General features: G+C 75.0%; 24 protein-coding genes. 8 read left to right on the top strand and 16 right to left on the bottom strand.

Annotation, left to right across the window (positions count from 1 at the left end; all coding sequences use genetic code 11):
- Positions 1-164 precede the first annotated feature (164 nt).
- Entirely contained in the window at positions 165-341 is a 177-nt protein-coding gene (locus C7Y72_RS22040) for a rubredoxin (protein WP_107571357.1), read from the bottom strand.
- Between the two features lie 38 nt (positions 342-379).
- Here C7Y72_RS22040 and C7Y72_RS22035 point away from each other — a divergent pair, with 38 nt between their 5' ends.
- Positions 380-1,009, top strand: coding sequence for an NUDIX hydrolase (locus tag C7Y72_RS22035; RefSeq protein ID WP_154732923.1), 630 nt, complete (start codon positions 380-382; stop codon positions 1,007-1,009).
- A 40-nt stretch (positions 1,010-1,049) separates the two neighbouring features.
- Here C7Y72_RS22035 and C7Y72_RS22030 read toward each other — a convergent pair whose 3' ends face one another.
- The 3 genes from C7Y72_RS22030 to C7Y72_RS22020 are packed head-to-tail and all read right to left on the bottom strand — an operon-like array spanning position 1,050 to position 3,764.
- A complete protein-coding gene (locus C7Y72_RS22030) occupies positions 1,050-2,081 on the bottom strand; it encodes a hypothetical protein (RefSeq protein WP_107571355.1) in 1,032 nt (343 codons plus the stop codon).
- A gap of 10 nt (positions 2,082-2,091) precedes the next feature.
- Complete coding sequence (locus C7Y72_RS22025; protein ID WP_107571354.1) at positions 2,092-3,288, bottom strand: acetyl-CoA C-acyltransferase; 1,197 nt, start codon at positions 3,286-3,288, stop codon at positions 2,092-2,094.
- Entirely contained in the window at positions 3,285-3,764 is a 480-nt protein-coding gene (locus C7Y72_RS22020) for an alpha/beta hydrolase (protein ID WP_107571353.1), read from the bottom strand. The genes C7Y72_RS22025 and C7Y72_RS22020 overlap by 4 nt, the downstream gene beginning before the upstream one ends.
- 99 nt (positions 3,765-3,863) lie before the next feature.
- Between C7Y72_RS22020 and C7Y72_RS22015 the strand changes: the two genes are divergently transcribed.
- Positions 3,864-5,285 carry a gamma-aminobutyraldehyde dehydrogenase gene (locus tag C7Y72_RS22015; protein ID WP_107571352.1) on the top strand — a complete coding sequence of 474 codons (1,422 nt, stop codon included), beginning with the start codon at positions 3,864-3,866 and terminating at the stop codon, positions 5,283-5,285.
- 7 nt (positions 5,286-5,292) lie between these two features.
- On the opposite strand, the gene C7Y72_RS22010 is transcribed toward C7Y72_RS22015, so the two are convergent.
- From C7Y72_RS22010 to C7Y72_RS22000, 3 genes are read right to left on the bottom strand one after another with little or no spacing between them, the layout of a single operon-like run.
- On the bottom strand, positions 5,293-6,348 hold the full coding sequence (locus C7Y72_RS22010; RefSeq protein WP_107571351.1) for a sigma-70 family RNA polymerase sigma factor: 1,056 nt from the start codon (positions 6,346-6,348) through the stop codon (positions 5,293-5,295).
- 22 nt (positions 6,349-6,370) lie between these two features.
- On the bottom strand, positions 6,371-6,724 hold the full coding sequence (locus C7Y72_RS22005) for a Rieske (2Fe-2S) protein (protein WP_107571350.1): 354 nt from the start codon (positions 6,722-6,724) through the stop codon (positions 6,371-6,373).
- Positions 6,725-6,775: 51 nt separating this feature from the next.
- Complete coding sequence (locus tag C7Y72_RS22000; protein ID WP_107571349.1) at positions 6,776-6,955, bottom strand: hypothetical protein; 180 nt, start codon at positions 6,953-6,955, stop codon at positions 6,776-6,778.
- Between the two features lie 54 nt (positions 6,956-7,009).
- Between C7Y72_RS22000 and C7Y72_RS21995 the strand changes: the two genes are divergently transcribed.
- A complete protein-coding gene (locus C7Y72_RS21995) occupies positions 7,010-8,563 on the top strand; it encodes an RNA polymerase sigma factor (protein ID WP_107571348.1) in 1,554 nt (517 codons plus the stop codon).
- On the top strand, positions 8,563-9,633 hold the full coding sequence (locus tag C7Y72_RS21990; RefSeq protein ID WP_107571347.1) for a Glu/Leu/Phe/Val family dehydrogenase: 1,071 nt from the start codon (positions 8,563-8,565) through the stop codon (positions 9,631-9,633). The genes C7Y72_RS21995 and C7Y72_RS21990 overlap by 1 nt, the downstream gene beginning before the upstream one ends.
- On the opposite strand, the gene C7Y72_RS21985 is transcribed toward C7Y72_RS21990, so the two are convergent.
- Positions 9,630-9,875: a hypothetical protein gene (locus C7Y72_RS21985; RefSeq protein WP_107571346.1), complete on the bottom strand. Its 246-nt coding sequence runs from the start codon at positions 9,873-9,875 to the stop codon at positions 9,630-9,632. The genes C7Y72_RS21990 and C7Y72_RS21985 overlap by 4 nt on opposite strands.
- A gap of 63 nt (positions 9,876-9,938) precedes the next feature.
- On the opposite strand from C7Y72_RS21985, the gene C7Y72_RS21980 reads away from it, so the two are divergent.
- Complete coding sequence (locus tag C7Y72_RS21980) at positions 9,939-10,406, top strand: tRNA (cytidine(34)-2'-O)-methyltransferase (protein ID WP_107571345.1); 468 nt, start codon at positions 9,939-9,941, stop codon at positions 10,404-10,406.
- Between the two features lie 9 nt (positions 10,407-10,415).
- Here the strand turns inward: C7Y72_RS21980 and C7Y72_RS21975 are convergent, their stop codons facing one another.
- Positions 10,416-11,219 carry an MBL fold metallo-hydrolase gene (locus C7Y72_RS21975; RefSeq protein WP_107571344.1) on the bottom strand — a complete coding sequence of 268 codons (804 nt, stop codon included), beginning with the start codon at positions 11,217-11,219 and terminating at the stop codon, positions 10,416-10,418.
- Between the two features lie 89 nt (positions 11,220-11,308).
- On the opposite strand from C7Y72_RS21975, the gene C7Y72_RS21970 reads away from it, so the two are divergent.
- Positions 11,309-11,566 (top strand): SHOCT domain-containing protein, encoded by a 258-nt coding sequence (locus C7Y72_RS21970; RefSeq protein WP_107571343.1) that lies wholly within the window; start codon positions 11,309-11,311, stop codon positions 11,564-11,566.
- A 57-nt stretch (positions 11,567-11,623) separates the two neighbouring features.
- On the top strand, positions 11,624-13,084 hold the full coding sequence (locus C7Y72_RS21965; protein ID WP_158277002.1) for a wax ester/triacylglycerol synthase family O-acyltransferase: 1,461 nt from the start codon (positions 11,624-11,626) through the stop codon (positions 13,082-13,084).
- Here the strand turns inward: C7Y72_RS21965 and C7Y72_RS21960 are convergent.
- Entirely contained in the window at positions 13,050-14,300 is a 1,251-nt protein-coding gene (locus C7Y72_RS21960; protein WP_107571341.1) for a PQQ-dependent sugar dehydrogenase, read from the bottom strand. The two genes, C7Y72_RS21965 and C7Y72_RS21960, sit on opposite strands and share 35 nt — an antisense overlap.
- Before the next feature lie 57 nt (positions 14,301-14,357).
- Between C7Y72_RS21960 and C7Y72_RS21955 the strand changes: the two genes are divergently transcribed.
- Positions 14,358-15,731, top strand: coding sequence for a dihydrolipoyl dehydrogenase family protein (locus tag C7Y72_RS21955; protein WP_107571340.1), 1,374 nt, complete (start codon positions 14,358-14,360; stop codon positions 15,729-15,731).
- A 28-nt stretch (positions 15,732-15,759) separates the two neighbouring features.
- On the opposite strand, the gene C7Y72_RS21950 is transcribed toward C7Y72_RS21955, so the two are convergent.
- Genes C7Y72_RS21950 through C7Y72_RS21925 form a run of 6 tightly spaced genes read right to left on the bottom strand, consistent with a single transcriptional unit; the run spans position 15,760 to position 24,739 of the window.
- The gene (locus C7Y72_RS21950; RefSeq protein ID WP_107571339.1) at positions 15,760-17,193 is read right to left on the bottom strand and encodes an MlaD family protein; all 1,434 of its coding nucleotides are present in this window, start codon (positions 17,191-17,193) and stop codon (positions 15,760-15,762) included.
- Positions 17,193-18,614 carry an MlaD family protein gene (locus tag C7Y72_RS21945; RefSeq protein WP_146175495.1) on the bottom strand — a complete coding sequence of 474 codons (1,422 nt, stop codon included), beginning with the start codon at positions 18,612-18,614 and terminating at the stop codon, positions 17,193-17,195. The genes C7Y72_RS21950 and C7Y72_RS21945 overlap by 1 nt, the downstream gene beginning before the upstream one ends.
- Positions 18,611-20,209 carry an MlaD family protein gene (locus C7Y72_RS21940; RefSeq protein ID WP_107571337.1) on the bottom strand — a complete coding sequence of 533 codons (1,599 nt, stop codon included), beginning with the start codon at positions 20,207-20,209 and terminating at the stop codon, positions 18,611-18,613. Before C7Y72_RS21940 ends, C7Y72_RS21945 begins: the two co-directional genes overlap by 4 nt.
- Positions 20,206-21,729, bottom strand: a complete 1,524-nt coding sequence (locus tag C7Y72_RS21935) for an MlaD family protein (RefSeq protein WP_158277001.1) — start codon at positions 21,727-21,729, stop codon at positions 20,206-20,208. Before C7Y72_RS21935 ends, C7Y72_RS21940 begins: the two co-directional genes overlap by 4 nt.
- Before the next feature lie 2 nt (positions 21,730-21,731).
- The gene (locus tag C7Y72_RS21930; RefSeq protein WP_107571335.1) at positions 21,732-23,324 is read right to left on the bottom strand and encodes an MlaD family protein; all 1,593 of its coding nucleotides are present in this window, start codon (positions 23,322-23,324) and stop codon (positions 21,732-21,734) included.
- Entirely contained in the window at positions 23,321-24,739 is a 1,419-nt protein-coding gene (locus C7Y72_RS21925) for an MlaD family protein (protein WP_107571334.1), read from the bottom strand. The genes C7Y72_RS21930 and C7Y72_RS21925 overlap by 4 nt, the downstream gene beginning before the upstream one ends.
- Positions 24,740-24,835: the final 96 nt, after the last annotated feature.

Raw genomic sequence — 24,835 nt, 5'->3', positions numbered from 1 at the left:
GCGCGGGCGGCGTCGCCGGGCCGGCCGGGCCGCCCTCGGGCGCCCGTCCGGGCGCAGCGGGCCGGGCCGGGACCGCGGGGTCCGGGCGGCCGGCCGCCGCGGCCTGCGCGGCGCGGCGCTTGTCCTTCTTCTTGCCCACGACGCGCCGTCCGCTTCCCTGGGGTCTAGCCCTCGTAGGGGACGAAGTCCTTCTTGCGGGCGCCGCAGACCGGGCAGAACCAGGTGTCGGGGATGTCGTTGAACGCGGTCCCCTCGGGGATGCCGCCGTCGGGGTCACCCTCCGCCGGGTCGTAGATGTAGCCGCAGGACTCGCAGATCCACTGGGTGCTCTCGTCGCTCATGGCCGCCACCCTACCCACCAGAGGGTAGGGTGCGACGTGTGGAGATCACGGGTCCGGAGCCAGGCACGACGCTGAACACGGGGGAAGCGACGGTGCCGCGCCAGGCGGCGTCCGTGATCCTGCTGCGGGGCGGCGCCGCGACGCTCGAGCTGCTGCTCGTGAAGCGCACCGAGAAGGCCCGGTTCATGGGTGGCGTGTGGGTGTTCCCGGGCGGCGCGGTCGACGCGCACGACGGGGACGGCGACGCCGCGCACCGGGCCGCCGCGGTCCGCGAGCTCGAGGAGGAGGCGTCGGTGTCGCACGTCGATCCCGCCTCGGTCGTGAAGTTCTCGCGCTGGATCACCCCGCCCGAGGTGAACGTCCGCTTCGACACGCACTTCTTCCTCGCCCCGCTGCCGGACGGCGAGGTCCCGCAGGTCGACGGCGAGGAGTGCGTCGACCTCGGCTGGTTCACGCCCCGTGGCGCGCTCGAGGCCCACCAGGCGGGCGAGATCCTCCTCGTCTTCCCGACGATCAAGCACCTCGAGCAGCTGAGCGCGTTCGGCTCGGCCGACGAGGTCCTCACCTACGCGGCGGGCCGCGAGGTCCTCCCGGTGGAGCCGCGCGTGGTGGTCACCGGCGAGACGGCGCGGGTCCTGCTGCCCGGCGAGCCGGGCTACGACGACTGACGCGCGCCGGGCCCCGGGGCGGGGCCGCGGTGCACGGGCGCTACTCGGACTTCTCGGCCTCGTCGCTGCCGACGGCGTCGACGTCCGCCGGGTCGCCGGTCGGGGCCTCCGCGACGGCCGGCTCGGCGTCGGCGGCCGGCGCGGGTGCCTGCGGAGCGTCGGCGACGACCTCCTCGGCGACCGGGGCCTCGGCCACGACGTCCTCGACCGCGGGCGTGTCGCCGAGGATCTCCTCGACGCTCGGGGCAGCCTCGACGATCTCCTCCGCGGCCGGGGCGGCGTCGACGATCTCCTCGGCGGTCGAGGCGGCCTCGACGACCTCGGCGGCGGCGGGCACCTCCTCGACCACGGCCTCGACCTCGGCGACGGTCGCGTCGGCCGCGGCGGCGACCTCCTCGGTCGCGGGCGCGGGCTCCTCGGCGGGCGCAGCCTCCTCAGCGGGCGCGAGCTCCTCGGCGGGCGCAGCCTCGTCCGCGGGCGCGGGCTCGTCGGACGGCGCAGCCTCCTCCGCCGGCGCGGGCTCCTCGGTCGCCACCACCTCGTCGGCCGCGGGCGCCTCGTCGGCCGGCGCCGGCTCCTCGGCGACCTCGGTGGGCACCTCGCCCGCCGGCGCGACGGCATCCTCCGCCGCGGCAGGCTCGGGGGCGGGCTCGGGCTCCGGCGGCGCCTCGGTCAGCCGGCCGCCGTTCTCGACGACGAGCTTGTACTGCTCGGCCAGCGCCGGGACCGCGGTGACGATCCGCAGGATCTTGTCCACCGGGCCGCTGGCACGCAGCGCGCCCTTGGACAGCGCGACGGTGGGGTTGACCTCGCCGCTCAGCCAGCCGTGCACGGTGTCGCCGTCGGTGCGGACGATCACCTCGGGGTTGAGCTTCGACGGGCCGACCTCGACCCGGCCCGGCTCGCCGGCCACCGCCCGGATGGTCACCTGGCCGTCCGGGGACTTCGTCTGCACGCGGACGGTCGTGTCGACCTTCTGGAGCTTCGCGTAGAGCGCCTCGTCGGTGACGGCGTCCTGGAAGACACCGCCGACCTGTGCGTGGAGCTCGTCGGGGCTAGCGAACTGGGCCATGACCGGGAGGCTAGTCGTCGGAGCGCTGCAGCAGCAGCGCGATGCCCTGGCCGCCGCCGATGCACAGCGACACGAGACCGAACTCGTGGCCGCCGCGCTCCATCTCGTCGAGCGCCTTCGCGGTGATGACCGTGCCCGACGCGCCGATCGGGTGCCCGAGGGCGATCGCGCCACCGTTGGGGTTCACGCGCGGGTCCTCGTCGTCGAGCCCGAGCTCGATCATCACGGCCAGCGACTGGGCGGCGAACGCCTCGTTCAGCTCGATGACGCCCATCTGGTCGAGCGTCAGGCCGGTGCGGCCGAGCACCTTCTGGATCGCCGGGACCGGGCCGATGCCCATGATCTTCGGGTCGACGCCGCAGGTGCCGTAGCCGAGGATGCGCGCGCGGACCGGCGCCCCGAGCTCCTTCGCACGGTCGGCGTCCATCAGCACGACCGCGGCGCCCGCGTCGTTCATGCCCGACGCGTTGCCGGCGGTGACGGTCGCGTTCTCGCCCTTCGCGAACGCGGGCTTCAGCGCGCCCATCGCCTCGAGCGAGGCGTCGTGGCGGATGTGCTCGTCCTTGAGGAAGTCCACGAGCTCGCGCTTGACCTTCACCGGGACCGGCACGATCGACGGGTCCAGGCGGCCCTCGGCCTGCGCGGCGGAGGCCTTCTTGTGGGAGGCGACGGCGAACGCGTCCTGGCGCTCGCGGGAGATCTGGTGCTTCTCGGCGAGGTTCTCGGCGGTGACGCCCATGAGGATCCGGTTGAACGGGTCCGTGAGGCCGCCCATGACCGGGTCGGTCATCTTCGACTCGCCCATCCGCGCGCCCCAGCGGGCGTTGTCGATCCAGTACGGGCCGCGGCTCATCGACTCGGCGCCGCCCGCGAGCGCGACCGACGCCTCGCCGGTCTGGATCGTCTGCGTGGCGGTCACGATCGACTGCACGCCGGTGCCGCACAGGCGGTTGACCGTGTAGGCGGGCGTCTCCTTCGGGATGCCGGCCTCCATGCCCACGACCCGCGCCATGTACATGTCGGCGGGCTGGGTGTGGATGACGTTGCCGAAGACGACGTGCTCGACGGCGGACGGCTCGATGCCCGCGCGCTCGATCGCGCCGCGCGCGGCGATCGCCCCGAGCTCGGTCGGCTTGACGTCCTTGAGGCTCTTGCCGTAACCGCCGATGGCGGTGCGGGCGGCGGAGGAGATCACCACGTTGGTCATGGCGCGAACTGTAGGACCCACGCGGCCGCACGCGCGGCGACGTCCCGCTCGTGGCCGCGCAGGAAGTGGTCCGCCCCGGCGATCTCGTGGTGCGTCGTCGCCGCCCACCCGGCGGTCAGCTCCCGCAGCGAGGCGGGCGGGAAGAACGCGTCGCGCTCGGCGGCGAGCACGAGCTTCGGGCGCGTGTCGGTCGCGATCACCGGGGCGACCATCGCCAGCGCCGGGGCGACGAGGATCCAGCCCCGCACGCGCGGATCGTCGATCAGCGACGCGATCCCGCCGCCGAACGAGTAGCCCGCCAGCCACACCGACCCGTCCCCGAGCTCGGTCAGCGTCTGGTCGACCGCCCGCCGCGGGTCGGAGGAGACGAAGTCGAACGTGTGGGCCCCGACGAGCGCCCGGGCCAGCGTCGTGACGACCGGGTCGTGGCGGGTGCCGCCCATGTCGGGATGCGGGTGCAGGACGACGGCGCGCATGCGCGGACCCTACGCCCCGCCACGCGGGCGTCCACGCGCCCGTCGCGTACGCCGCAGCGTCCATGGGATCCGCCACATCGGCGCTGGTAGCGTCGCGCCATGCTCCAGAACTTCATCGCCGGCACGTCCGTCGCCCCGTCCGGGGACGGCGCCCAGGACGTCCACAACGCCGCCACGGGCGAGGTCATCGCGCAGCTCGGCGTCTCCTCCCGCGACGACGTCGACGGTGCGGTGGAGGCGGCCCGCGAGGGCTTCGTCGAGTGGCGTGCCGCGACGCCGTCGGAGCGGTCGCTGGCGCTGCTGCGGATCGCCGACGAGATCGAGGAGCGCGCCGACGAGCTCGCCCGCATCGAGACGGAGAACACCGGCAAGCCGCTCGCGCTCGTGCTCAGCGAGGAGGTGCCGCCGGCGGTCGACCAGCTGCGGTTCTTCGCCGGGGCCGCCCGCAACCTCCAGGGACTCGCGTCCGCCGAGTACATGGCGGGGCACACCTCGCAGATCCGGCGCGAGCCGATCGGGGTGACCGCGGGGATCACGCCGTGGAACTACCCGTTCATGATGGCGGTCTGGAAGTTCGGACCGGCGCTCGCGGCCGGCAACAGCATGATCCTCAAGCCGTCGGAGAACACGCCGACCTCGACGCTGTGGATGGCGGAGATCATCGCCAAGCACACCCCCGAGGGCGTCTTCAACGTGCTGCTCGGACGCGGCGAGACCGGCGAGGCGCTCGTCCGCCACGAGGGCGTCGACATGGTCTCGATCACCGGGTCGGTCCGGGCGGGCAAGGCGGTCGCGGCCGCCGCCGCGGACTCGCTCAAGCGCGTGCACCTCGAGCTCGGCGGCAAGGCCCCCGTCGTCGTGTTCGACGACGCGGACGTGGCCGCCGCCGCGGAGATGATCGCGGGCACCGGGTACTTCAACGCCGGCCAGGACTGCACCGCCGCCACCCGCGTGATCGTCGGCCCGGGCATCCACGACGCGTTCGTCGAGGCGCTCACCGAGCAGGCCCGGGGCACGAGCTACGGCGACCCGTTCGACGAGGACACCTACATGGGCCCGGTCATCAGCCAGGTCCAGCGCGAGCGCGTCGCCGGGTTCATCGAGCGCGCCCCCGCCCACGCGACGGTCACCACGGGCGGCAACCCGGCGTCCGGCGGCGGCTACTTCTACGAGCCGACCGTCGTCACCGGGCTGCGGCAGGACGACGAGATGATCCAGGAGGAGATCTTCGGCCCGGTCATCACCGTGCAGCAGTTCGCCGACGAGGCGCAGGCGCTCGCGTGGGCCAACGGCGTGAAGTACGGGCTCGCCTCCAGCGTCTGGACCAGCGACCACGGCCGCGCGATGCGGATGGCCCGCGACCTCGACTTCGGCTGCGTGTGGATCAACACCCACATCCCGCTCGTCGCCGAGATGCCGCACGGCGGCTTCAAGCAGTCCGGCTACGGCAAGGACCTGTCCGCCTACGGCTTCGAGGACTACACGCGCATCAAGCACGTGATGAGCAACATCGAGGAGTAGGGGCCGGCTACGGCAGCTCGCGCGGCAGCCCGAACAGCGGGTACACGTCCGGGGTCACGAAGCCGGTGATCTCGGTGATCCGCCGGTCCGCGTCGAGGGTGAGCACCTGCAGGACGGTCGGCAGGTGCACGCCCTCCCCCTCGTCCCACGAGTAGGTGCCGAACGCCAGCTGGCCGTTGGCGCGGGCCGGGACCACCCGCACGCGCCGGCGGCCCTCCGCCCCGTACACGCGGCCGTTGAACGCCCACTCGCGCAGGAACACGAACAGCTGCTCGCCGCGGAACCAGGTCGCCATCGGCGGCATCGTGATCGCCGCGTCGTGCGCGAGCATCGCGGCGATCCCGTCGACGTCCCCGCGCTCCCACGCCTCCACGTAGCCGTCGACGATCCGGCGCAGGTCCTCGTCGTCGAGCGTGCGCAGCGTCGCCTGCTGCGACTGCGCGGGCAGCTTCTCCTCGACCGCACGGCGGGCGCGCTGCAGGGCGCTGTTGACCGCGGGCACGGACGTCTCGAGCGTCTCCGCGGCCTCCTTGGCGCTGAAGCCGAGGACCTCGCAGAGGATGAGCGTCGCGCGCTGCGAGGCGGGCAGGTGCTGCAGCGCGGCGATGAACGCGAGCTCGACCGCCTCCCGCTGCTCGTAGCGGGCGGCGGGCGCGGCGCGCCCGTCGACGAGCCCGACGCGCTGGTCGGGGAACGGCTCGATCCAGGCGGTCTCGGTGAGCGGCGGGCCGGGCCCGTCGTGCGCGTCGGTCGCGGGCCCGAAGTCGGTGGGCAGCTGGCGCCGACCGGTGCCGGAGATGACGTCCAGGCAGGCGTTCGTCGCGATCCGGTAGAGCCAGGACCGCAGCGAGCTGCGCTGCTCGAACCGCGGCAGGCCCCGCCAGGCGCGCAGGAGCGTGTCCTGCAGCGCGTCCTCGGCGTCGTGCGCGGAGCCGAGCATCCGGTAGCAGTGGGCGTGCAGCTCCCCACGGTAGGCCTCGACGAGCGCCCCGTAGGCGGTCTCGTCGCCGCGACGCGCGGCGTCCAGCAGCGTGCGTTGGCGGGCGGAGCTCAGCGCGGCCATCCGCGCCGAGCCTACCCGGGGCTCAGGCGGTGAGCCAGATCGCGTCCTCGCGCAGCTCGACCGGGAAGGTCTTGAGCTTGCGCGCCCCGAGCGTGCCCTTGACGACGCCCGCGATCGGCTTGAACGCGCCCTGCGGGCCGCGGGTCATCGCGCCCGTGCGCACGTCGAACAGCGCCGAGTGCCACGGGCACTCCAGGCAGCCGTCCGCGTCGACGCGGCCCTTGCCCAGCGGCGCCCCGAGGTGCCGGCAGCGGTTGGACACCGCGAACGGCTCGCCGCCGCTGAGGCCCACGGCGAGCGTGCCGTGCGGCGTGTCCTCCACGATCGTCACCTGCGTCTCGCCGAGCTCGCCGACGCCCACCAGTCTCGTAGCCATGCCCCGCCTACGGGCGTCGACGCGCCAGGGCTCACGGCGGCGGCGGGACGTTCACCGCCGCCGCCGCGGGAGGGCCGGACGGACGGTGGTCGCGCCCTGACCGCCGTCGCGGGCGCGGACCGCCAGCCGCGCCCCGCGACGGCGCAGCAGCTGCCGCACCCCGGCGGCCGGCGGGTTCCGGGAGCGGCCCGCGCGGGCGAGCAGGTCCTGCCCCCAGCGGAGCGCCGACAAGACCGCAACTCCCGCGGACGGCGCCCGTTGGCGCGAGTACCCTAGGTCGAGACCGTGGACGCCCCCGTCACCAGAGCCCCCGCCGCACGTCGCCTCCTCCGGGGCGGGCCGTTGCTGCGCCTGCGCTCGGACGAGCAGCTGCTCGCGTCCTTCCGGGCGGGCAACGACGACGCCTTCCAGGTGCTCCACGACCGCTACCGCCAGCGGCTCTTCACCTACGCGCGGCAGATGCTCGGCGGCTCGACGTCCGACGCCGAGGACGCGATGCAGGACGTGTTCCTGCGCGCCTACGGCGCGCTGCGGGCGGACGAGCGGCCCGTGTCGGTGCGCGCGTGGCTCTACCGGGTCGCGCACAACCGCTGCATCGACCAGCTGCGTCGCCCGCGGCCCGCGACGGTGGAGCTGCACGACGAGCTCCAGGCCAGCGCGCTGCACGACCCGCTGACCGAGGCGTCGCGACGGGAGGACCTCCAGCGGCTCGTCACCGACGTCGGCCGGCTGCCCGAGCAGCAGCGCTCGGCCCTGCTCCTGCGCGAGATGGAGGGCCTGAGCTACGTCGAGCTCGCCACGGCGCTGGAGTGCAGCGTCCCCGCGGTGAAGTCGCTGCTCGTCCGCGCCCGGATGGGCCTCGTCGAGCAGGCGGAGGCCCGTGCGCTGTCGTGCGCGGACATCCGTGACGACCTCGACCAGGCGCACGACCGCGGCGTGCGGATGACCGGCCGCGCGCGCCGCCACCTGCGCGACTGCGCGGCCTGCCGCTCCTACCGCGACACGCTCAAGGGCGTCTCCACCGGCCTGCACTCGCTCAGCCCGTCGGCGGGCCCCTGGGGCCTCGTCATGAAGATCCTCGGCATCGGGTCCGCCGGATCCGGGGCTGCCGCCGGCGGTGCCGCCACCATGGGCGCGGGCGCCGCGTCGGGCGGCGGCGTCGCGCTGATCGGCGGGGGCGCGGCCGCGACGGCGAGCAAGGTCGCCGCCATCGTGTGCTGCGCAGCGGTCGTCGGGGGCGGGGCCGCCGAGGTCCAGCACCGCATCGTGCCGCCGAAGAAGCAGGAGGAGCGCGGGCAGCGTGCCGCCGCTCCGCGGGCCGCCGCCCCGGTCGCCGCGGCGGCCGTCGCCGCGCCCGCGCCTGCCGCCGCCCGCCGCGCGGCCGAGCGGCCCACGGGCGCCACGAGCGAGCGCCGCAAGGCCGAGAAGGACCGCCGGCGGACCGCGATGCACGCGGAGACCGACGACGCCGCGCTCCCCGCGGTCGGCCTCGGCACCGCCGACGAGCCCACCGCGGACGGCGGCCTGGGCGGCGACCCCGCGGCGGCACCCGTCGTCGACCCGACCGGTGGCGCCCAGGCGCCGGACGAGCCGGTCGCGCCGACCACGACCGACACCGGCCCGACCGCCCCCACGACCGGGACCGGGCACGGCACCGGGACGGGTTCGGGCAGCGGGACCGGGACGACGACCGCCACCACGACGCCCGGCGCGCTCGCCGGGCAGCCGACCACGGTGGAGCCCCCGCGGGACACCGGGGCGCCCGCCGGCGCTGCGGCCCCCGCCGCCGGCCCGGGCGGTGCCAGCGGCCCCGGGCCCTCCGGCACGGTCCGCCCCTAGTGGCGCGCACCCCCGCCGCGGACGCCGGGCTCGAGCACGAGGAGGTGCTGCTGCGCCGCGGCCCGCGGTCCGGGCTCACCACCGTCGTCGCCGTCCACTCCACCGCCCGCGGCCCGTCGCTCGGCGGCTGCCGCATGTGGCGCTACGACGGCCACGACGCGGCGCTCGCCGACGCGCTGCGCCTGAGCCGGGCGATGACCTGGAAGTCCGCGGTCGCCGGGCTGCCGCTCGGCGGTGGCAAGGGCGTCATCGCGCTTCCCGCCGGGGCGCCGGCCCCCACCGGCGCCGCGCGCCGCGCCGCCCTGCTGGACTTCGCCGAGACCGTCGCGGTCCTCGACGGCCGCTACGTCACCGCCGAGGACGTCGGCACGTCCGCGCGCGACCTCGGGGTGATGGCCGGGGTCACGCCGCACGTGGCGGGCCTCAGCCGGGCACGGGGCGGCTCGGGCGACCCGTCCCCGTGGACGGCGCTCGGGGTCCTCGAGTCGATCCGGGCGAGCTGCGAGCGCGCGTTCGGCAGCGCGGACCTGCGCGGCCGCTCGGTCGCGGTGGTCGGGCTCGGGCACGTCGGCCTGGCGCTCGCCGGGCTGCTCGCCCGGGCCGGCGCGACGCTGCTCGTCACCGACATCGTCGCGGCGCGGCGCGAGGACGCGGCGCGCCTCGGCGCCCGCTGGATCGCGTCGGGACGCGCGCTCACGGCCCCGGTCGACGTGCTCGCGCCGTGCGCCCTGGGCGGCGTGCTCGACGCCGACGCGGTCGCCGCCCTGCAGGCGCCGGTGGTCGCAGGCGCCGCCAACAACCAGCTCGCCGACGACGCGGTCGCCGGCCTGCTCGCCGACCGCGGGGTCCTCTGGGCGCCCGACTTCGTCGCCAACGCGGGCGGGATCGTGAACATCAGCGTCGAGCTCGAGCCGGACGGCTACGACCCGCGGCTGGCCCGCCGACGCGTCCGCGGCATCGGCGAGACGATGCGGACCGTGTTCGCGCAGGCCGACGCGACGGGATCCACCCCGCTGGACGCGGCGATGACGCTGGCCCGTCGGCGCGTCGCCGAGGCGGGCGGCACCTAGACGACGCCGTCCGGATCGGCGGTCGACGTCTGCGCGCGGGCCCACTTCTGGGCCTCCTCGCGCTCGGCCTCCGCCTCCTCGGGCGTCTGGTCGGGCCAGTGCCCGTGCTCGTCGTAGAAGTCGCGCGCGGCCTCCTCGTCGCCACGCACCCCGTGACCGGTCGCCATGTACGCGAACATCGCGAGGACCGACAGGACCCCGGTCGCGAGGACGATCGTGCTCCAGATGCCGATGCCGAACACCCACCGAGGGTAGCGCCCGGCCGCGGCGGTCCACCCCGCCGCCCGACCCGGCATGCTGCGGGCGTGTTCCGCATCCTCTTCTTCGAGCCGCGCATCCCGCCGAACACCGGGAACGCGATCCGGCTGTGCGCGGTGACCGGGTGTGCGCTGCACCTCGTCCGGCCGCTCGGGTTCGACCTCACCGACGCGCAGCTGCGCCGCGCGGGCCTCGACTACCACGACCTCGCCGACGTGACCGTGCACGACGACCTCGCCGCCGCCTGGGCGGCCCTCGCCCCCGCGCGCGTGTTCGCGTTCACCTCGCGCGGCGGGACCCGCTACGCCGACGTCGCGTATGCGCCCGGGGACGTGCTGCTGTTCGGGCCCGAGCCCACCGGCCTGCCCGACCACGTCCTCGACGACGAGCACGTCACCGAGCGGGTGACGATCCCGATGCTGCCCGGCCGCCGCTCGCTGAACCTCACGAGCGCCGCGTCGATCGCCGCGTACGAGGCGTGGCGCCAGCACGACTTCGCCGTGCCCGACGCATAGCGCGCCGGCTCAGATCGCGCCGTGCAGCCAGGCCGGGACCTCCGGCCGCTCGACGCCCTCGGGCAGCCGGCCCTCCTCCTCGAGCTTGTCGAGGTGCGCGGCCATCGTGATCGCCGCGGCCGGCCGCAGCTCCGCGGGCGCGTCGCCCCACGCGGCGTCCAGCAGGCCCTCGATCGTCCGCCCGCCCGCGGCGAGCGCGGCCACGAGCTTGCGCTCGCGCTCGAGGCGGTGCTCGAGGTACTCGTCGAGCTTCGCGTGCGGATCGTGCACGAGCGGCCCGTGCCCGGGGCAGATCAGCACGAGGTCGCGTGCCCGCAGGCCGCGCAGCGCGGCGAGGTAGCCGGTCAGGGCCCCCGGGGAGGGCGCGACGAACACGCTGCCGGTGCCCAGGACGGCGTCGCCGCTGAAGAGCACCCCGTCGTCGGTGACGAACGCGAGGTGGTCCGGCGCGTGCCCGGGGCTCGCGACCGCGGTGAGCGGCCCGAACGCGGCACCGTCGGTGAGCGCGACGTCGGCCGGGAAGCGCGCGGCCCCGACGAGCGGGACCTCGCCGTCGCCGCGCAGCCGGTCCATCAGAGCGGTGTGTCCGCCGACGTGGTCGGCGTGGTCGTGGGTCAGGGCGATCCCACCGACGCCGCCGCGCTCCCGGGCGACGGCCGCGACCGCCTCCTGGTGCGACGCCTGCTCGGGACCGGGGTCGACGATCCAGCACGGCTCGCGGCCGACCACCCAGGTGTTCGTGCCGGTCAGCGTGAACGGCCCCGGGTTCTCGGCGCGCACCAGCGCGACATCGTGGTCCTCGAGCGTGCCCATCGTCGGCGGATCGTCGCACGCGGGCGCACACCACCGCCGATACCGGGTCGAGACCTCCGGGGCCCGGACCGCCGCTAGCGTCCGCGGCCATGTTCAGCAAGCTGTCCCGGCGCGCCAGGTCCAGTGGCGCGCCGCCCGTCGCGGGCCCCGGTCCCGCCCCCGCCGGCGGGCCGTTCGCGGGCATGACCGCGGGCGCGTTCCCCGCGCTCGTGCCCGGCCGTGCACCGGTCGTCCTACCGCCCGACCCGCTCGAGCAGCTCGAGCGCCTCGCGCTCCTGCACCAGCACGGGGCGCTCACCGACGACGAGTTCCGCCAGCAGAAGACGAAGCTCCTGGACGAGCTGTAGGGACCGCTCCGCCGCCGGGAGGTCGCGGCCATCCTCCGGATGCGCCACGATGAGGGGGTGGCCCACCCGCCCGACCGGCTCAGCGCCCTCGACGCCTCGTTCCTGGACCTCGACACCGCGGTCGCGCCGCTGCACGTCGGCTGGACGATGCGGTTCGAGGGGACGGCGCCCCCGGTCGCGCAGCTGCGCCGCCACCTCGAGGCGCGCCTGGACCACGTGCCGCGCTTCCGCCGCCGCGTCACCGCGCCGCGCCTGGGCCTCGGCGACCTGCGCTGGTCCGACGACCCCGGCTTCGACGTCGCGCGCCACGTCCACGCGCTGCGGCTCGCCGCCCCCGGCGGCCCCGGGGAGCTGCGCGAGCTCGCCGGGACGCTGCTGTCCGTCCCGCTGGACCCCGCGCGGCCGCTGTGGCGGCTGTACCTCGTCGACGGGCTCGCCGGCGGGGGCTTCGCGCTGATCGGCCAGGCGCACCACGCGCTCGTCGACGGGATCGCGGCGATCGAGGTCGCGCTGCTGCTGTTCACCCCGGAGGCGCCCGCCCCGGCCGACGGGACGGACGGGGGCCCGTGGCTGCCCGCCGGGCCGGTGCCGCTCGTCGACGGGCTGACCGACGCGGTCCGCTCCCGGGTCGGGGGTGGCGGCCGGACCGCGCGGGCGCTGCTCGGGGCGGCCCGGCGCACCGACGCCGCCCGGCTGCGCGAGGTCGCCGGGGCGCTCGAGTCCTTCGCGCGGCCGTCGGCGGCCACGAGCCTCGACCGGACGGTGGGGCCGGCGCGCGAGGTCGCGTTCGCCACCACCGACCTCGAGGGCGTCCGCGACGCGGGCCGCCGCCACGGCGGGACGATCAACGACGTGCTGCTGGCCGCGTGCGCGCTCGCGCTCGGCCGGGCGCTGCGCCGCCGCGGCGAGCACCCCGAGACCGTGAAGGTCCTCGTGCCGGTGAACGTGCGCGACGGCACCCCCGAGGACGCCGCCCCGGGCAACAAGATCTCGTTCGTCGGCGTCGACCTCCCGGTCGCCGAGACCGACGCGGTGCGCGTGCTGCGCCGGGTCCGAGCCCAGACCCGGGCCGCGAAGGCGGCCGGGGAGGCCGGCCCGCTCGCCGCGCTGGCGGACGCCGCCGACGTGCTGCCCGCCACGGCGCGCCGCGCGGTCACCCGCACCGCGGCGAAGGCCGCCTCGTTCACGGCGATCGTCAGCAACGTGCCCGGGCCGCCGGTCGACCTCGGGCTGCTGGGCCGCCCGCTGGCCGCGCTGTTCCCGGCGGTGCCGTGCCTGGACGGGCACGCCCTGACGATCGGGGCGCTGAGCTACCGCGGGCGGCTGCACGTCGGGGTGACCGCCGACGCGGTCGTCGTGCCCGACGCGGTCGATCTCGCCCGGGACCTCGAGCAGGCGTTCGACACCCTGCGCGTCCTGCCCGCCGCGCGCGAGGGCACGCCCTGGCGCGAGCGGGCCCGCCGCCGCCGTCCCGCTGGTGCCGCTACTTCGCGGCCAGGCGCGAGACGGTCCCGTTGAGCGACACGACGTAGACGCGGCCCGCCGTGTCCTCGCCGAACGAGGCGAGGCCCTCGACCTTCGGCAGGCCCGCGACGCGCCGCGACGTCGAGCCGGAGGCCTTGAGCTCGCCCGCGTAGATCTCGCCCTTGCAGAAGTCGCTGTAGACGTAGCGGCCGCGCAGCGCGGTCAGGGCGGGGTCGCGCACGACGTAGCCGCCGGTGATCGAGCACCAGCCGTCGTCGTGGGAGTGCTCGATGACCGGCTTGACGTGGCCCGGGGCGCTCTCGCCCTGGCGGAACACGCGCGAGCCCTCGAACGGCCGCCAGCCGAAGTTCGCGCCGGCGCCGGCCGCGCGCCCGTCGCGCCGCTGCACGAAGTCGACCTCCTCGATCTCCCCCTGCCCGACGTCCCCGATCACGAGGTCGCCGGTCGAGCGGTCGAAGCTGAACCGCCAGGGGTTGCGCAGCCCGTAGCTGAAGATCTCCCGCCGGGCGCCCGAGCGGCCGACGAACGGGTTGCTCGACGGCACCCGGTAGGCGCGCGAGCCGGTGCGGCGCGGATCGATCCGCAGCAGCTTGCCCAGCAGCGAGCCGAGGTCCTGGGCGTTGCCGCGGCTGCCGTGCTCGTCGCCCGCCCCGCCGCCGTCGCCGGTGGCGATGTAGAGCAGCCCGTCCGGCCCGAACTTCGTGAGGCCGCCGTTGTGGTTGGACTCCGGGTCGTCCATGCGGAGCACCAGCCGGGCGCTCGAGCGGTCGGCGCGGTCCGCGGTCGCGCGGCGGTACTCGACGACCCGCTGCTTGGCGGCCTTGTCGGTGTAGTAGACGTAGAACCGTCCGGTCCTGGCGTAGTCGGGCGGGAACGCGACCGACAGCAGCCCCTGCTCGCCGCCCGCGGTGACGAGCGAGCGGATGTCCAGGAACGGCGCGGCGAGCTTGCGGCCGCCGCGCACGACCATGATGCGGCCGCCCTGCTCGACGACGAACAGCCGCCGCCGGTCGCCGGGCGCGCCGGTGACGTAGAGCGGCTGGGTGAAGGAGCCGACGCGCCGCAGCTGCACGCCGGTGGCTTGGGCGGCGGCGGCGCCGGACCCGGTCGTCGCGGCGGGCGCGGCGTCCTGCATCGCCGAGGTCGGGGTCGAGCTCGCGACCGTCGCGGTGTCGTCGTCGGCCCCGCACGCGGCGAGCGCCGGGGCCAGCAGGCCGAGGGTCAGGAGCAGCAGCGGTCGCCGGGACATGCCAGCAGGATCGCACTTCGGAGGGCCCGCATGGCGCACCTGAGAGACTCGGCGCCTATGCGCGAACGCACCTTCGACGTGATCGTGATCGGCGCCGGCCCTGCCGGCGAGGTCGCCGCCGGACGCCTGGCCGACGGCGGCAAGGAGGTGGTGGTCGTCGAGGAGCACCTCATCGGCGGCGAGTGCTCCTTCTACGGCTGCATGCCGTCCAAGGCGCTGCTGCGCCCGGCCCAGCTGCTGGCCGAGGTGGCGCGCGTGCCCGGCGCCACCGAGGCGGTCACCGGCGAGCTCGACGTCGCGGCGACGCTCGCGCGACGCGACCAGGTGATCCACGACCTGGACGACGCCTCCCAGCTGCCGTGGCTGCAGGAGCGCGACATCGCGGTCGTGCGCGGCCACGGCGTCCTCACCGGCGAGCGCGAGGTCCGGGTCGGGGACGAGCTGCTGCGCGCGCGGGACGCCGTCGTGCTGGGCGTCGGGACGCGGGCGATGCTGCCTCCGATCGACGGGCTCGAGGCGGCGCGGCCGTGGACGAACCGCGAGGTCACCACGACGAAGGAGCTGCCCGCGTCGCTGGCGATCCTCGGCGGTGGCCCGATCGGCTGCGAGATGGCCGAGGCGTACCGGTCGCTCGGTGTCGTCGTGACGCTGCTGGAGGGCGGGGACCGGATCCTCTCCAAGGAGGAGCAGTTCGCCTCCGCGCTGGTGACCGAGTCGCTGCGCACGCGCGGGGTCGACCTGCGCACGGGCGTGCGGGTCGGCCGCGTGGAGCGCCCCGAGCCGGGCGGCCCGGTGACGCTCGTGCTGGAGGGCGGCGGGGACGTGACCGCCGACGAGCTGCTGGTGGCCGCGGGCCGCCGGTCGCTCACCGCGGACCTGGGCATCGAGGCGTTCGGCGGCGAGCCGGGCCGGCCGATCGAGGTCGACGACCAGCTGCGCGTGCCCGGCCACCCGTGGCTGTTCGTCTGCGGCGACGCCAACGGCAAGGCGCTGCTGACGCACGTCGGCAAGCACCAGGCGCGGATCGCCAGCGACGTCATCCTCGGCCGCGACGTGCGGCTGCGGCCCAGCGTCGACCCGCCGCCGCGCGTCACGTTCACCGAGCCGCAGGTCGCGGCGGTCGGCTACACGCTCGCGCAGGCGAAGGCGGCGGGGATCAACGCCCGCTCGGCACGCGCGACGACCTCGGGCAACGCGGGCGCGTCCTTCCACGGGCGCAATACGCCGGGCGAGTCGCGGATCGTCATCGACGACGACCGTGGCGTGCTCGTCGGCGCGACGTTCACCGGGCCCGACGTCCAGGACTTCCTGCACGCCGCGACCGTCGCGATCGTCGGCGCGGTCCCGCTGGAGGACCTGTGGCACAGCGTGCCGGCGTTCCCGACCCGCAGCGAGGTCTGGCTGCACCTGCTGGCCGACGCCGGGCTCTGAGCGCCCGGCGGCGGCGGGTGACCGCCCGCTACGGGCGGTCGTAGGACTCGGCGGGGAACTGCGGCAGCGCGGTCAGCGTGCCCGCCCGCGTGTACGGCTGCGCGGCGCGACACGCCGGCGCGGAGGGCACACCCCCGCCGGGCCGCTCGCCGACGTGGTTGCAGTCCCACGACGCGTAGGCGCCGGTGTCGGCGAGCTCCTTGCCCGCCAGCACCCCGGGGTTGTGGTACGCGTTGCCGCGGTTGCCGCTGACGCGGTTGGTGTGGATCGCGGCGGTCTCGACGCCGAGCGGGCCGAGCTGGCGCAGGTAGTGGCCGGGCGCGCCGGGCACCTGCGAGACGGTCTTCGCCCCGGTCGCCACGCCGAGGTTGCCGAACATGTCGGCGAGCGTCGCCTCGTTGTGCGCGACCCAGTTGAGGGTCGGGTTCAGCTCGCCCAGCCACGGGCCGAGCTCGTCGAGCACCGGCCGCAGGCCGTCGAGCACCTCCGCGGTCGCGGGCAGCGAGCGGCGGGAGATGTCGATCAGCGGGTCGAGGTCGGTGAACAGCCGCTGCAGGTCGGGTCCGAAGTCGCCGAGCGCGTCGAGCGTCGGGGCGAGGTCGTCCATCGCGACCTTCAGGTCGGCGACGACGGGCTGGCCGACGCGCGCGAAGCGGTCGAGCCGGCGGAACGTGCGCCGGGACTCGTCGAGGAACGTCGGGAAGACCTGGAAGGTGCGGGCGAACGCCTCGCGCTCGCGCTGGATCGCGGTGAAGACCGTGTTGCCGTTGCGGATGACGCGGTCGAGCTGGTTCTCGCGGCGGGTGATCGCCTGGAACACGAGGCCGGTGTTGCGGACGAGCCCACCGAGCGCGGCGCGCTGCTCGTCGAGGACCTCGAGCAGGTCGCCGCCGGTCGTGACGAACCCGGGCAGGTTGCCGAGCGCGTCGTTGAGGTCGTCGCCGCGGTCGCGGATCGACCCGGCGGCGGAGCGCTGCCAGGTGCGGAACGCCTGCCGCGTGAACGGGTCGAGCGTGTTGAGGATCTCGTCGAGCTCGACGGTCGGCTGCACCTGCCGCGGGCGCAGGATCTCGCCCTCCCCGAGCTTCGGGGCGTCGCGGGTGCCCGTGGTCATCGCGACGTAGGTCTCGCCCAGCAGCGTCTTCTGGCGCAGCGTGACGCGCGCGTCGCTGGAGATCGGCGCGTACCGCGGGTCGATCTCGATCGTGGCGAGCGTCGCGTTGCCCTCGGGGTCGCGTTCCTTCGCGCGGACCTTGCCGATCGGCACGCCGGCGACGCGCACGTCGGCCTCGACGGCCAGCTGCGTCGCCTCGGGCAGTGCCACCTTGAAGCGGTAGCCCTCGGGCTTCAGCGGGGTGGAGCCGCCGAAGCTGATCCAGAGGAAGAGCAGCAGGCCGAAGCACGACAGCGCGAACAGCACCATCGTGAGCAGCCGGCCGACGGTGGGCGCCTGCTTGACCATCAGCCGGCCTCCCCCGTCTGCGCGAGCTTCGTCGCGCGCTCGGCGGCGCGCTCGCTGGCGCGCAGGTCGCGACGGACCTTCGCGCGGCGCGCGGCCGCCCCGTCGCCACCGCAGATCGCCGGGTCGGTGAGCACGCCGGTGAGGCCGAGCAGGAACTCGGAGGCCGGCACGCTCGCGACCGTGGACTCGAGCACGTTGCAGGTGCCCGCGATCGTGATGCTGCGCATCGGGCCGTTGGCGTCCGCGTTGTTGAAGAGGTTCACCGACTGGTGGCCCAGCCACGCCAGCGCGAACGCGTAGCCCTCCTCGCGGCCGCGCTTGTCGGCGGGCTCGCGACCGTTCGGGTTGTACCCGAGCATGTTGAAGAGGTGGTTGAGCACGGTGAACGTGCGCTTCAGCTGCGGCTCGGCCGCGACGAGATCGGCGGCGGCGGGGCGCAGCTCGCGCACCAGCGGCCGGGCCTCGCGGACGAACGGTCGGATGTCGGTGCGCAGCAGCGGCGTCGCCTCGCGGGCGAACGGCAGCACCCGGTCGTTGGCGCGGCGCAGGGCGCGCGCCACGGGGCGCAGCTCGTCGGCGGCGGGCCGCAGGACCTTCGCGAGCTGCTCGACCTTCGCGAGCCCGTCGCGGGTCTCCTCCAGCGCGCCCGGCAGCTCGCGGACGGTGCCCTGGACGCCGTCGCGCTCGGCCGCCAGCGCGGTGAAGACGCGGTTGGAGGTCTGCACGAGCTCGGTGAGGTCGTCGGGCTCCTCGCCGAGCTTCGTGGTGAGCCGCTGCAGCGAGTTGATGAGCCGGCGCAGCTCGGTACGCCGCTGCGCGACCGCCGTGGAGACGGCGGCGAGGTCGCGGTTGGTCGGCTCGAACCGGCGCAGGACCTCGCGCAGGTCGTCGTCGCGGCCCTTCAGGCCCTTGCCCGCCCCGTCCAGCAGCAGCCGCAGGTAGTCCCGCGTGTCGGTGTCCAGCGACTGCAGGAACTCGTCCGGGTTGACGTCCGGCAGCGTCGAGGCGATCGGAAGGGTCCAGCCCTCCTTCACCAGCGGCGCGGCCTTCGTGCCCGGGTCGAGCTCGATGAACATGTCCTTCAGGCCGGTCTTCGGCCGCAGCAGCGCCTTCGCGTCCTCGCGGACGAGGTCGTCGTACTTGCGGTCGAGCTCCATCGTGATGATGGCGCGGCCGTCCTTGAGCTCCGCCTTGGAGATGTCGCCGATCCGCACGCCGGAGACGCGGACGGTCTGCCCCTGGCCGGGCGTGACCGCCTGCGCGGTCGCGAACTCGGCCTTGACGATGAACGGGCTCTCCTCGATCAGCGGGAACCGCAGCCGCTGCTTCTCGAGGATGTAGCCGCCGACGATCGCGGCGATGGTGAACAGGCCGATGACGGCGAACAGGTCGCCGCGACGCTTCTTGATCGCGCGGATCACTCGCCCGCCTCCCGGATGCGGCGGGCGTCGGCGGCCCGCTGGGCGGTGGCGCGCGCCCCGAGACGGTCGGCGGCGGCCTTGGTCAGCGGCTCGGTCACGACCTTCAGGGTCTTCTCGAGGCCCTCGATCTTCAGCTGGCGGCGCAGCCACGTGATCGCGCTGCCCTGGGACTTCGCGAGGCGCTCGGCGTAGGCCTCGCCGGAGGTGCGCACGCGGCGGCCGACGGGCGGGCCCTCGGGGATCGACTGCACGTTCGGTGCCTCCTGCGTCTCGCAGGGGACGTCCGGCCGCATCGGCGGGTGCTTCGTCTTCGCGGGCGGGTTGACGCCGCCGAGCGGGGCGCTGGTGAGCAGGAAGCGGCCGGCCCCGATCGAGTACACGAAGTTCGCGCCGCCCTTGGCGGTCGTCTTGATGTACTGGCCGTTGCCGTCGAAGCCGCGGCTCTCCCCGGCGATGCCCGGGAGCCACTTGACGCCCTCCTGGAAGACCTTGCCGTTGGCCGGGAAGTTCTTGTCCTCGATCTTGCTGTTGGCCGTCGGCTGGATCACCTGGATCTGGCAGCTGGAGAGCAGCCGCGCCTGCTCCTGCAGCGGGACGCCGCCGACGTTCAGCTCGACGAGGTCGGGCACGACGCGGCGCAGGTCGCGGGCGAGGCCGCCGAGCTCGGCGGAGCGCAGCAGGCCGCGCAGCTCGCGCAGCAGCGGCAGCTGCGCGTCGAGCGACGGGCCCGCGGCGCGGACGGCCGGACGCAGCTCGCGCGCCAAGCGGCGCAGCGGCGGCAGGGCGGTGTTGAGCTCCCCGAGCGCGCGGTAGCCGGTCTCCAGCGTGTCGTCGAGGACGTCGACGGCGCGGCGCAGGTTGCCCTGCTCGGCCTGGAAGGCGCCCGCGACCGTCGAGAAGTTCGTGATCAGGCCCTTGAGCGCGGCCGGGTCGCGGTCGAGCGCCTGGGCGACGACGCCGGCGCGGTCGACGTAGTTCGACAGGTCGTGGATGAGGATGCCGCGGGTGGCGTCGGCGACGATCGCGCCGTCGCGGTAGGCGGGCTCCCAGTACTGGATCGAGCGGTTGAAGCCCGCCGCGCCGCCGTCCTGCAGCGCGCTGCCGTACTCCTGCAGCACGGTCTGCAGGTCCTCGCGGGTGTTCGCCTGCAGCGACTCGAGGACCTTGCCGAGGCCGACGGGCGCCGCGGTCTGCGTGAGCGGGATCGTGTCGCCGTCCCCGACGACCGGCGCGGTCGGCGACCCGGGCGTCATGTCGATGAAGACGTTGCCCTCGAGGAAGATCCGCGGCCGGATCTTCAGGCGCGCGTCGCGGTGCACGGGCAGGCCGCGGTCCTGGAGCTTCATCGTCACGACGACGCCGGGCGACCCGGGGTCGGGCTTCTCGACCTTCGTGACCTCGCCGACGGTGACGCCGGCGACGCGCACCGGCGACTTGGCCTTGACGCCCGCGGCGTCGCGGAACGCGGCCTTCATCTCGAACGGGTCGGCGAGCGGGTTGGCCTTCGTGAAGCCGAAGTAGACGCCGACGACGGCGAGGACGAGCACGAGCAGCCCGACGCGGAACGGATCGGCGGTCTTCTGGCCGCGTCTCATGGCAGGAGCTCCGGCGGCAGCTTCGGGCCCACCTGGGGCGAGCGCGAGAAGGTCTGGCCCTCGGGCACGCGCGGCCGGCCGGTGAAGGTCGGGCCGGAGTTCCCGGGGATGTGCGGGTCGACGACGATGTTCTGGTCCGCGGGGCCGTACGCGTTGAGGCGCTGGTGGTAGCCGCGCTGCCCGGACTCGCAGTCGGCGTTGCCCTGCTCGTCGATCGCCGCGCCGTAGGGGGTCAGGTGCAGGTTCATCGGCGAGCCGGTGAGGGTCGGCTCGCCGTTGGCGGGCCGGGCGGCGCCGAGCGTCCCGACGCTCGAGGCGAGCGGGTTGACCGTGCGCGAGGCCTGGTTGAGCAGGGTGCGCTGCGACGTGCCGGTCGGGTCGGGCTCGGTCAGGTGCTCGCTGACGTGGGTCCAGGCGTAGTTGAAGTAGTTGCAGACCGTGATGTGCGGGCCGAGGAACCGCACGAACGGGTTGAGGATGTCGACCGTGCGGTTGACGCCACGGATCGCCGCCGGCGTCGCCGGGTCGCGGGCGAGCCGGTCCGCGGCCTGCAGGACGCCGCGCAGGTTGCGGTTGAGCTCCGGGGTGCGGCGCTGGACGCGCGCACCGGTCTCCAGGGCGGGCGTGATGCGGGGCAGCGTGCGCGGCAGCTGGCGGGCGACCCGCTCGACGGAGCCGCTGAAGGCCGCGAAGTCCCGCAGGAACGGCCGCTGCGTGCGGAGCGACGCGATGCCGGTGCGCAGCGTCGGGCCGGACTTCTCGATCGTCTGCTGGAGCTTCTCGGGGTCGCGCGACCAGGCCTCGAACACGTCCGCGCCGGCGGTGAACTGGTTGGCGTACTGGTCGGCGATCGGCGCGACGACGCGCGCGGCGTCGCCGAGCTCCTTGAGGAAGCGGACGAGCTGGGTGTCCTCGTCGGAGAGCACCGTCATGACCGGCTCGAGCGCGCCGAGGAACCGCGGCAGGTCGGCGATCGCCTCGTTGACGGCGACGCCGCGGCCGCTGAGCGCGGTGCCGAAGCCCTCGACGTTGCGCTGCACGGACGTCCGCGTCCGCTCGTCGAAGATCGAGTAGAAGTCGTCGAGCTCGACCGGGAAGGTCGCCTGGTCGGCGGGGAGCGTGTCGCCGTCGCGGAACGTCTGCGTGGCGGTGCCGCGCGTGATCTCGACGTACTTGAGGCCGAGCACCGAGCGCGGGCGCAGGTCGACGGTCGAGTCGACGGGCAGCGGGTCGCCCTTGTCGTCGAGCTTCAGCGTGATCTCGGCCCCGGTGGTGCCGTCCGGCAGCCGGACGGGCTCCATGTCGGACACGATGCCGACGCGGAAGCCGCCCTCGCGCACGTCGTTGCCGGGCAGGACGTTCGCGCCACTGGCGACGCGCACCTTCAGCTCGGTGGTCGGGACGAACGGCAGCCCGGAGTTCGCGTTGTACGCCAGGAACACCGCGACCGTGACGATGAGGACGGTGACGGCGCCGACGAGGACCGGGTTGGCGACGACGCTGGGACGGTTGCGCGACACGCTCAGCCCCCCAGCAGGTAGTCGAGGAGGCCGGAGCTCTGCGTCTGCGGGCGGCCCTGGCCCTTGCCGGTCAGCGCGCCGCCGAGCCCGTCGAGCTGGTCCTGGAGCTTGGGCGGCAGCACGCCGTCGGGCAGCAGGCCGTCGAGCAGGTCGCCGAGGAGGCCCTCGGACTGCGGCGTCGCGGACGGGGCCGGCGTCGCCGTCGGGGCGGGCGCGGTCGGCGTCGGGGTGGCGGCCGGCTGCGCGGGACGGGCGTCGTCCTCGCGCTCGGACGCGCGCGTCTGGGTGGTGCCGGTCGCCGTCGGGTCGGGCTCGTTGATGCCCGGGGCCCGCGGGCCGAGCGCGGTCGAGCAGCGCTCGCGCGCCTTGTCGGTGCGGGCGCGGGCGGCGTCCCAGTAGAACGCGCACGAGGCGTCGACGAAGGCGGAGACCTTGAGCATGTGGCCGTTGCCGTCGAAGACGTTCGTGGCCTGGCCCTGGAAGAAGATGTAGCGCAGCAGCGCCTCGAGCCCGGTGTAGCCGCCGGTGCCGCGCGGGTTGCGGGCGTCGTCCTCGACGGCGTTGGCGGGGTCGTCGAGGTGCTCGAGCGTGATCGCGAGGTTCTGCGCCAGCTCGGGCAGGTCGGTGACCGCGCGGCTGAGGCGCCGGACCTGCGGGCGCAGCGCGACGACCGCGGTGCGGCCGGCGCGCGCGGCCTGCGCGAGCGAGGCGGTCGAGGGCCGCGACGCCTGCGAGAAGTCGCCGAAGGCGTCGAGGAAGCGGGTCAGACGCGGCGCCTGCGCGGACAGGGTCCGCAGCGCGGGCACCTGCCGGTCGGCGGCGCGGCCGAGCAGCCGCATCGTCGGCTGGAGCTCGGCGAGGAAGGTCGGGAGCGCGCGGAACTGCTCGCGCAGCTCGTCGCTGCGCGACCCGCTCGCCGCCGCGGTGTCGCGCGCCTCGCGGACGAACCGCACGACGTCGTCGCGGTTGTCGGCCAGCGCGGTGACGACCGTGTCGGCGTCGCGGTAGAGGTCGCGGATCGTGCGGCGCTGCTGGGCGAGCTTCGCGAGGACCTGGTCGGTCTCGCGCAGCGCGGGCACGGCGCGGCGGATCGTCTCGTTGAGGTCGCCGCCGCGGGCCGCGAGCCCGGCGCCGAACTCGCTGAGCAGGATCGAGAAGCGCTCGCGGTAGGGGCGGCGCCAGATGTCGTTGACGAGGTCGACCGGGACGGTCGAGCGCGTCTGCGCGACGGGGATCGTGCCGCCGCGCGGCAGCTCGGGTCCGGCGGTGCCGGGCTGGCAGTCGATGAAGTACTCGCCGATCAGCGACTGCGGGCGGGTCTCGCACACGGCGCTGCGGCGCAGCACGCCGAATCCGTCCTGCGTGATCTCGATCTCGACGCGGGCGCGGTAGTCGTCGCGCGTGATCTCCATCGTCTTGATCTGGCCGGAGCGGACCCCGGCGACCTTCACGTCGGCGCCCTCGATCAGCCCGAACGCGTTGTCGAGCTCGACCCAGTAGGTCGGGTTGCCGTCGCCGTCGCCCGCGCCGGTGCCGACGACCGCGAAGGTCGCCACGAGCGCGAGCGCGAGGAGGCCGAGGAGCGCGCGCTTCATCGTCCCGGGGGCACCTGGGTGCGGTCGCAGTCGAAGCCCTCGGGCACGTACGGGTTGGAGCCGTCGGCGGCGGGACGCTCGGCCGAGCCCGGGCAGCGGTTGTTCTGGCTGACCGAGGCGGTGGTCTGGAACAGCGCGTCGCGCAGCGCCGGCGGGATCGGCTGCAGCACCCCGTCGGCGAGCGCGAACGCGTTGACCGTCAGGGCGTTGCGGCTCACCGAGCCGTTGGCGTCGTAGACGCCGGAGTGGCTGAAGTCGTCGAACCAGCCGGTGAGGTCGACCGCGTAGGGGCGCAGGAAGGCGAGGTGCTCGCGCGAGCCGGCGAGCGACTTCGCGGTCGTCGGGAACGTGCCCGGGCGCTCCTGGCCGTTGCGGACCTTCGTCGCGACGACCTGGTCGCGGAACGGCAGCACGGCGCGGCCGAGCTCGATGAGGTCGTTGTCCTTGCCGTCCCGGCGGATCGTCCTCGACAGGTCGCGCACGACCGGACGCGCGGTCTGCGCGAGCGGCCGCAGCTGCGCGAGCACGCGCCGCAGCTTCGGGGTGACCGGCCGGGACTCCTCGAGCAGCGGCTCGACGTCGTCGAGCGCGGAGCGCAGGTTCACGAACGTCGTGTTGCTGCGCCGCATGAAGTCGGGCAGGCGCGCGATGGCGCGCGAGAGGTCGTCCTCCTCGGTCGCGATCGCGCCCGTCGTGTCGGCGAGGCCGTCGATCAGCGCGCTGAGGTCCGCGGAGCGCTCGGCGATGTCGGTGACGAGCCGCGCGTTGGCGAGCAGGAAGCGCTGCAGCAGCGGCGTGTCGCGGTTGACCTCGGCGAACAGGCGCTGGGAGGCGATGAGCGTCGGGTTGAGGTACTGGAAGCCCGCCCGGGCCTGCGCCTCGCGGCCCGCGTAGAGCGTGCCGTTGCCGCGGATGAAGTCGCGCAGCCCGCGCTTGGTCTTGTCGTCGAACAGCGAGAAGAGCTGGTCGATGTCGACCGCGGAGGTCGTGCTGGCGGTCGGCAGGACGCCGCCGTCGGCGATCGTGGCGCGCGGGGAGCCGGGTGTCTCCTCCGGGATCTGCAGGTCGACGTAGCGGCCGACGATGCTCGACAGCGACGCGAGCCGCAACGTGGCGCGTGTGCCCTCGCGCAGGGGCGCCACGTCGTCGTCGAGCTCGAGCGTCAGCTCGGCCTGGCCGTCGTCGGTGAGCTCGATCTGCTTGACGAGCCCGACCTTGCGGCCGCCGCTCTGGACGAGGTTGCCCTCGACCATCTGGGTGGCGGCCTGGAAGCGGGCCTTGACCGTGTAGGGCTCGTCCCCGGTCAGCACCAGCACGGCGAGCAGCGCCACGAGCGCGAGGGCAGCGGCGATCGCGGCGCGACCGACGGCGCCGATTCCCCCTCCTCCCTGCTGCTCGATCTGTGTGCTCTCCACTCGGGCTCCCACGCCGCTGGCGACGCTGTGCGATGACCCCGTCGTGTGCTGCGGCGCGCACGATACCCCGGACAGCGGTCGGGTGCGTCACCAATC

This window comes from Paraconexibacter algicola, assembly GCF_003044185.1.
GTDB classification, from domain to species: domain Bacteria; phylum Actinomycetota; class Thermoleophilia; order Solirubrobacterales; family Solirubrobacteraceae; genus Paraconexibacter; species Paraconexibacter algicola.
Note: the sequence above shows the minus strand (reverse complement) of the source record. Positions and strands in the feature narration are given on the sequence as shown.

Coding starts and splice junctions, on each gene's coding strand:
- C7Y72_RS21955 (WP_107571340.1), top strand. CDS start 14,358: ATGCGCGAACGCACCTTCGACGTGATCGTGATCGGCGCCGGCCCTGCC.
- C7Y72_RS21930 (WP_107571335.1), bottom strand. CDS start 23,324: ATGAAGCGCGCGCTCCTCGGCCTCCTCGCGCTCGCGCTCGTGGCGACC.
- C7Y72_RS22040 (WP_107571357.1), bottom strand. CDS start 341: ATGAGCGACGAGAGCACCCAGTGGATCTGCGAGTCCTGCGGCTACATC.
- C7Y72_RS22020 (WP_107571353.1), bottom strand. CDS start 3,764: ATGCGCGCCGTCGTCCTGCACCCGCATCCCGACATGGGCGGCACCCGC.
- C7Y72_RS21975 (WP_107571344.1), bottom strand. CDS start 11,219: ATGGGCACGCTCGAGGACCACGATGTCGCGCTGGTGCGCGCCGAGAAC.
- C7Y72_RS22015 (WP_107571352.1), top strand. CDS start 3,864: ATGCTCCAGAACTTCATCGCCGGCACGTCCGTCGCCCCGTCCGGGGAC.
- C7Y72_RS21950 (WP_107571339.1), bottom strand. CDS start 17,193: ATGGTCAAGCAGGCGCCCACCGTCGGCCGGCTGCTCACGATGGTGCTG.
- C7Y72_RS22005 (WP_107571350.1), bottom strand. CDS start 6,724: ATGGCTACGAGACTGGTGGGCGTCGGCGAGCTCGGCGAGACGCAGGTG.
- C7Y72_RS21960 (WP_107571341.1), bottom strand. CDS start 14,300: ATGTCCCGGCGACCGCTGCTGCTCCTGACCCTCGGCCTGCTGGCCCCG.
- C7Y72_RS22010 (WP_107571351.1), bottom strand. CDS start 6,348: ATGGCCGCGCTGAGCTCCGCCCGCCAACGCACGCTGCTGGACGCCGCG.
- C7Y72_RS22030 (WP_107571355.1), bottom strand. CDS start 2,081: ATGGCCCAGTTCGCTAGCCCCGACGAGCTCCACGCACAGGTCGGCGGT.
- C7Y72_RS21940 (WP_107571337.1), bottom strand. CDS start 20,209: ATGAGACGCGGCCAGAAGACCGCCGATCCGTTCCGCGTCGGGCTGCTC.
- C7Y72_RS22025 (WP_107571354.1), bottom strand. CDS start 3,288: ATGACCAACGTGGTGATCTCCTCCGCCGCCCGCACCGCCATCGGCGGT.
- C7Y72_RS21970 (WP_107571343.1), top strand. CDS start 11,309: ATGTTCAGCAAGCTGTCCCGGCGCGCCAGGTCCAGTGGCGCGCCGCCC.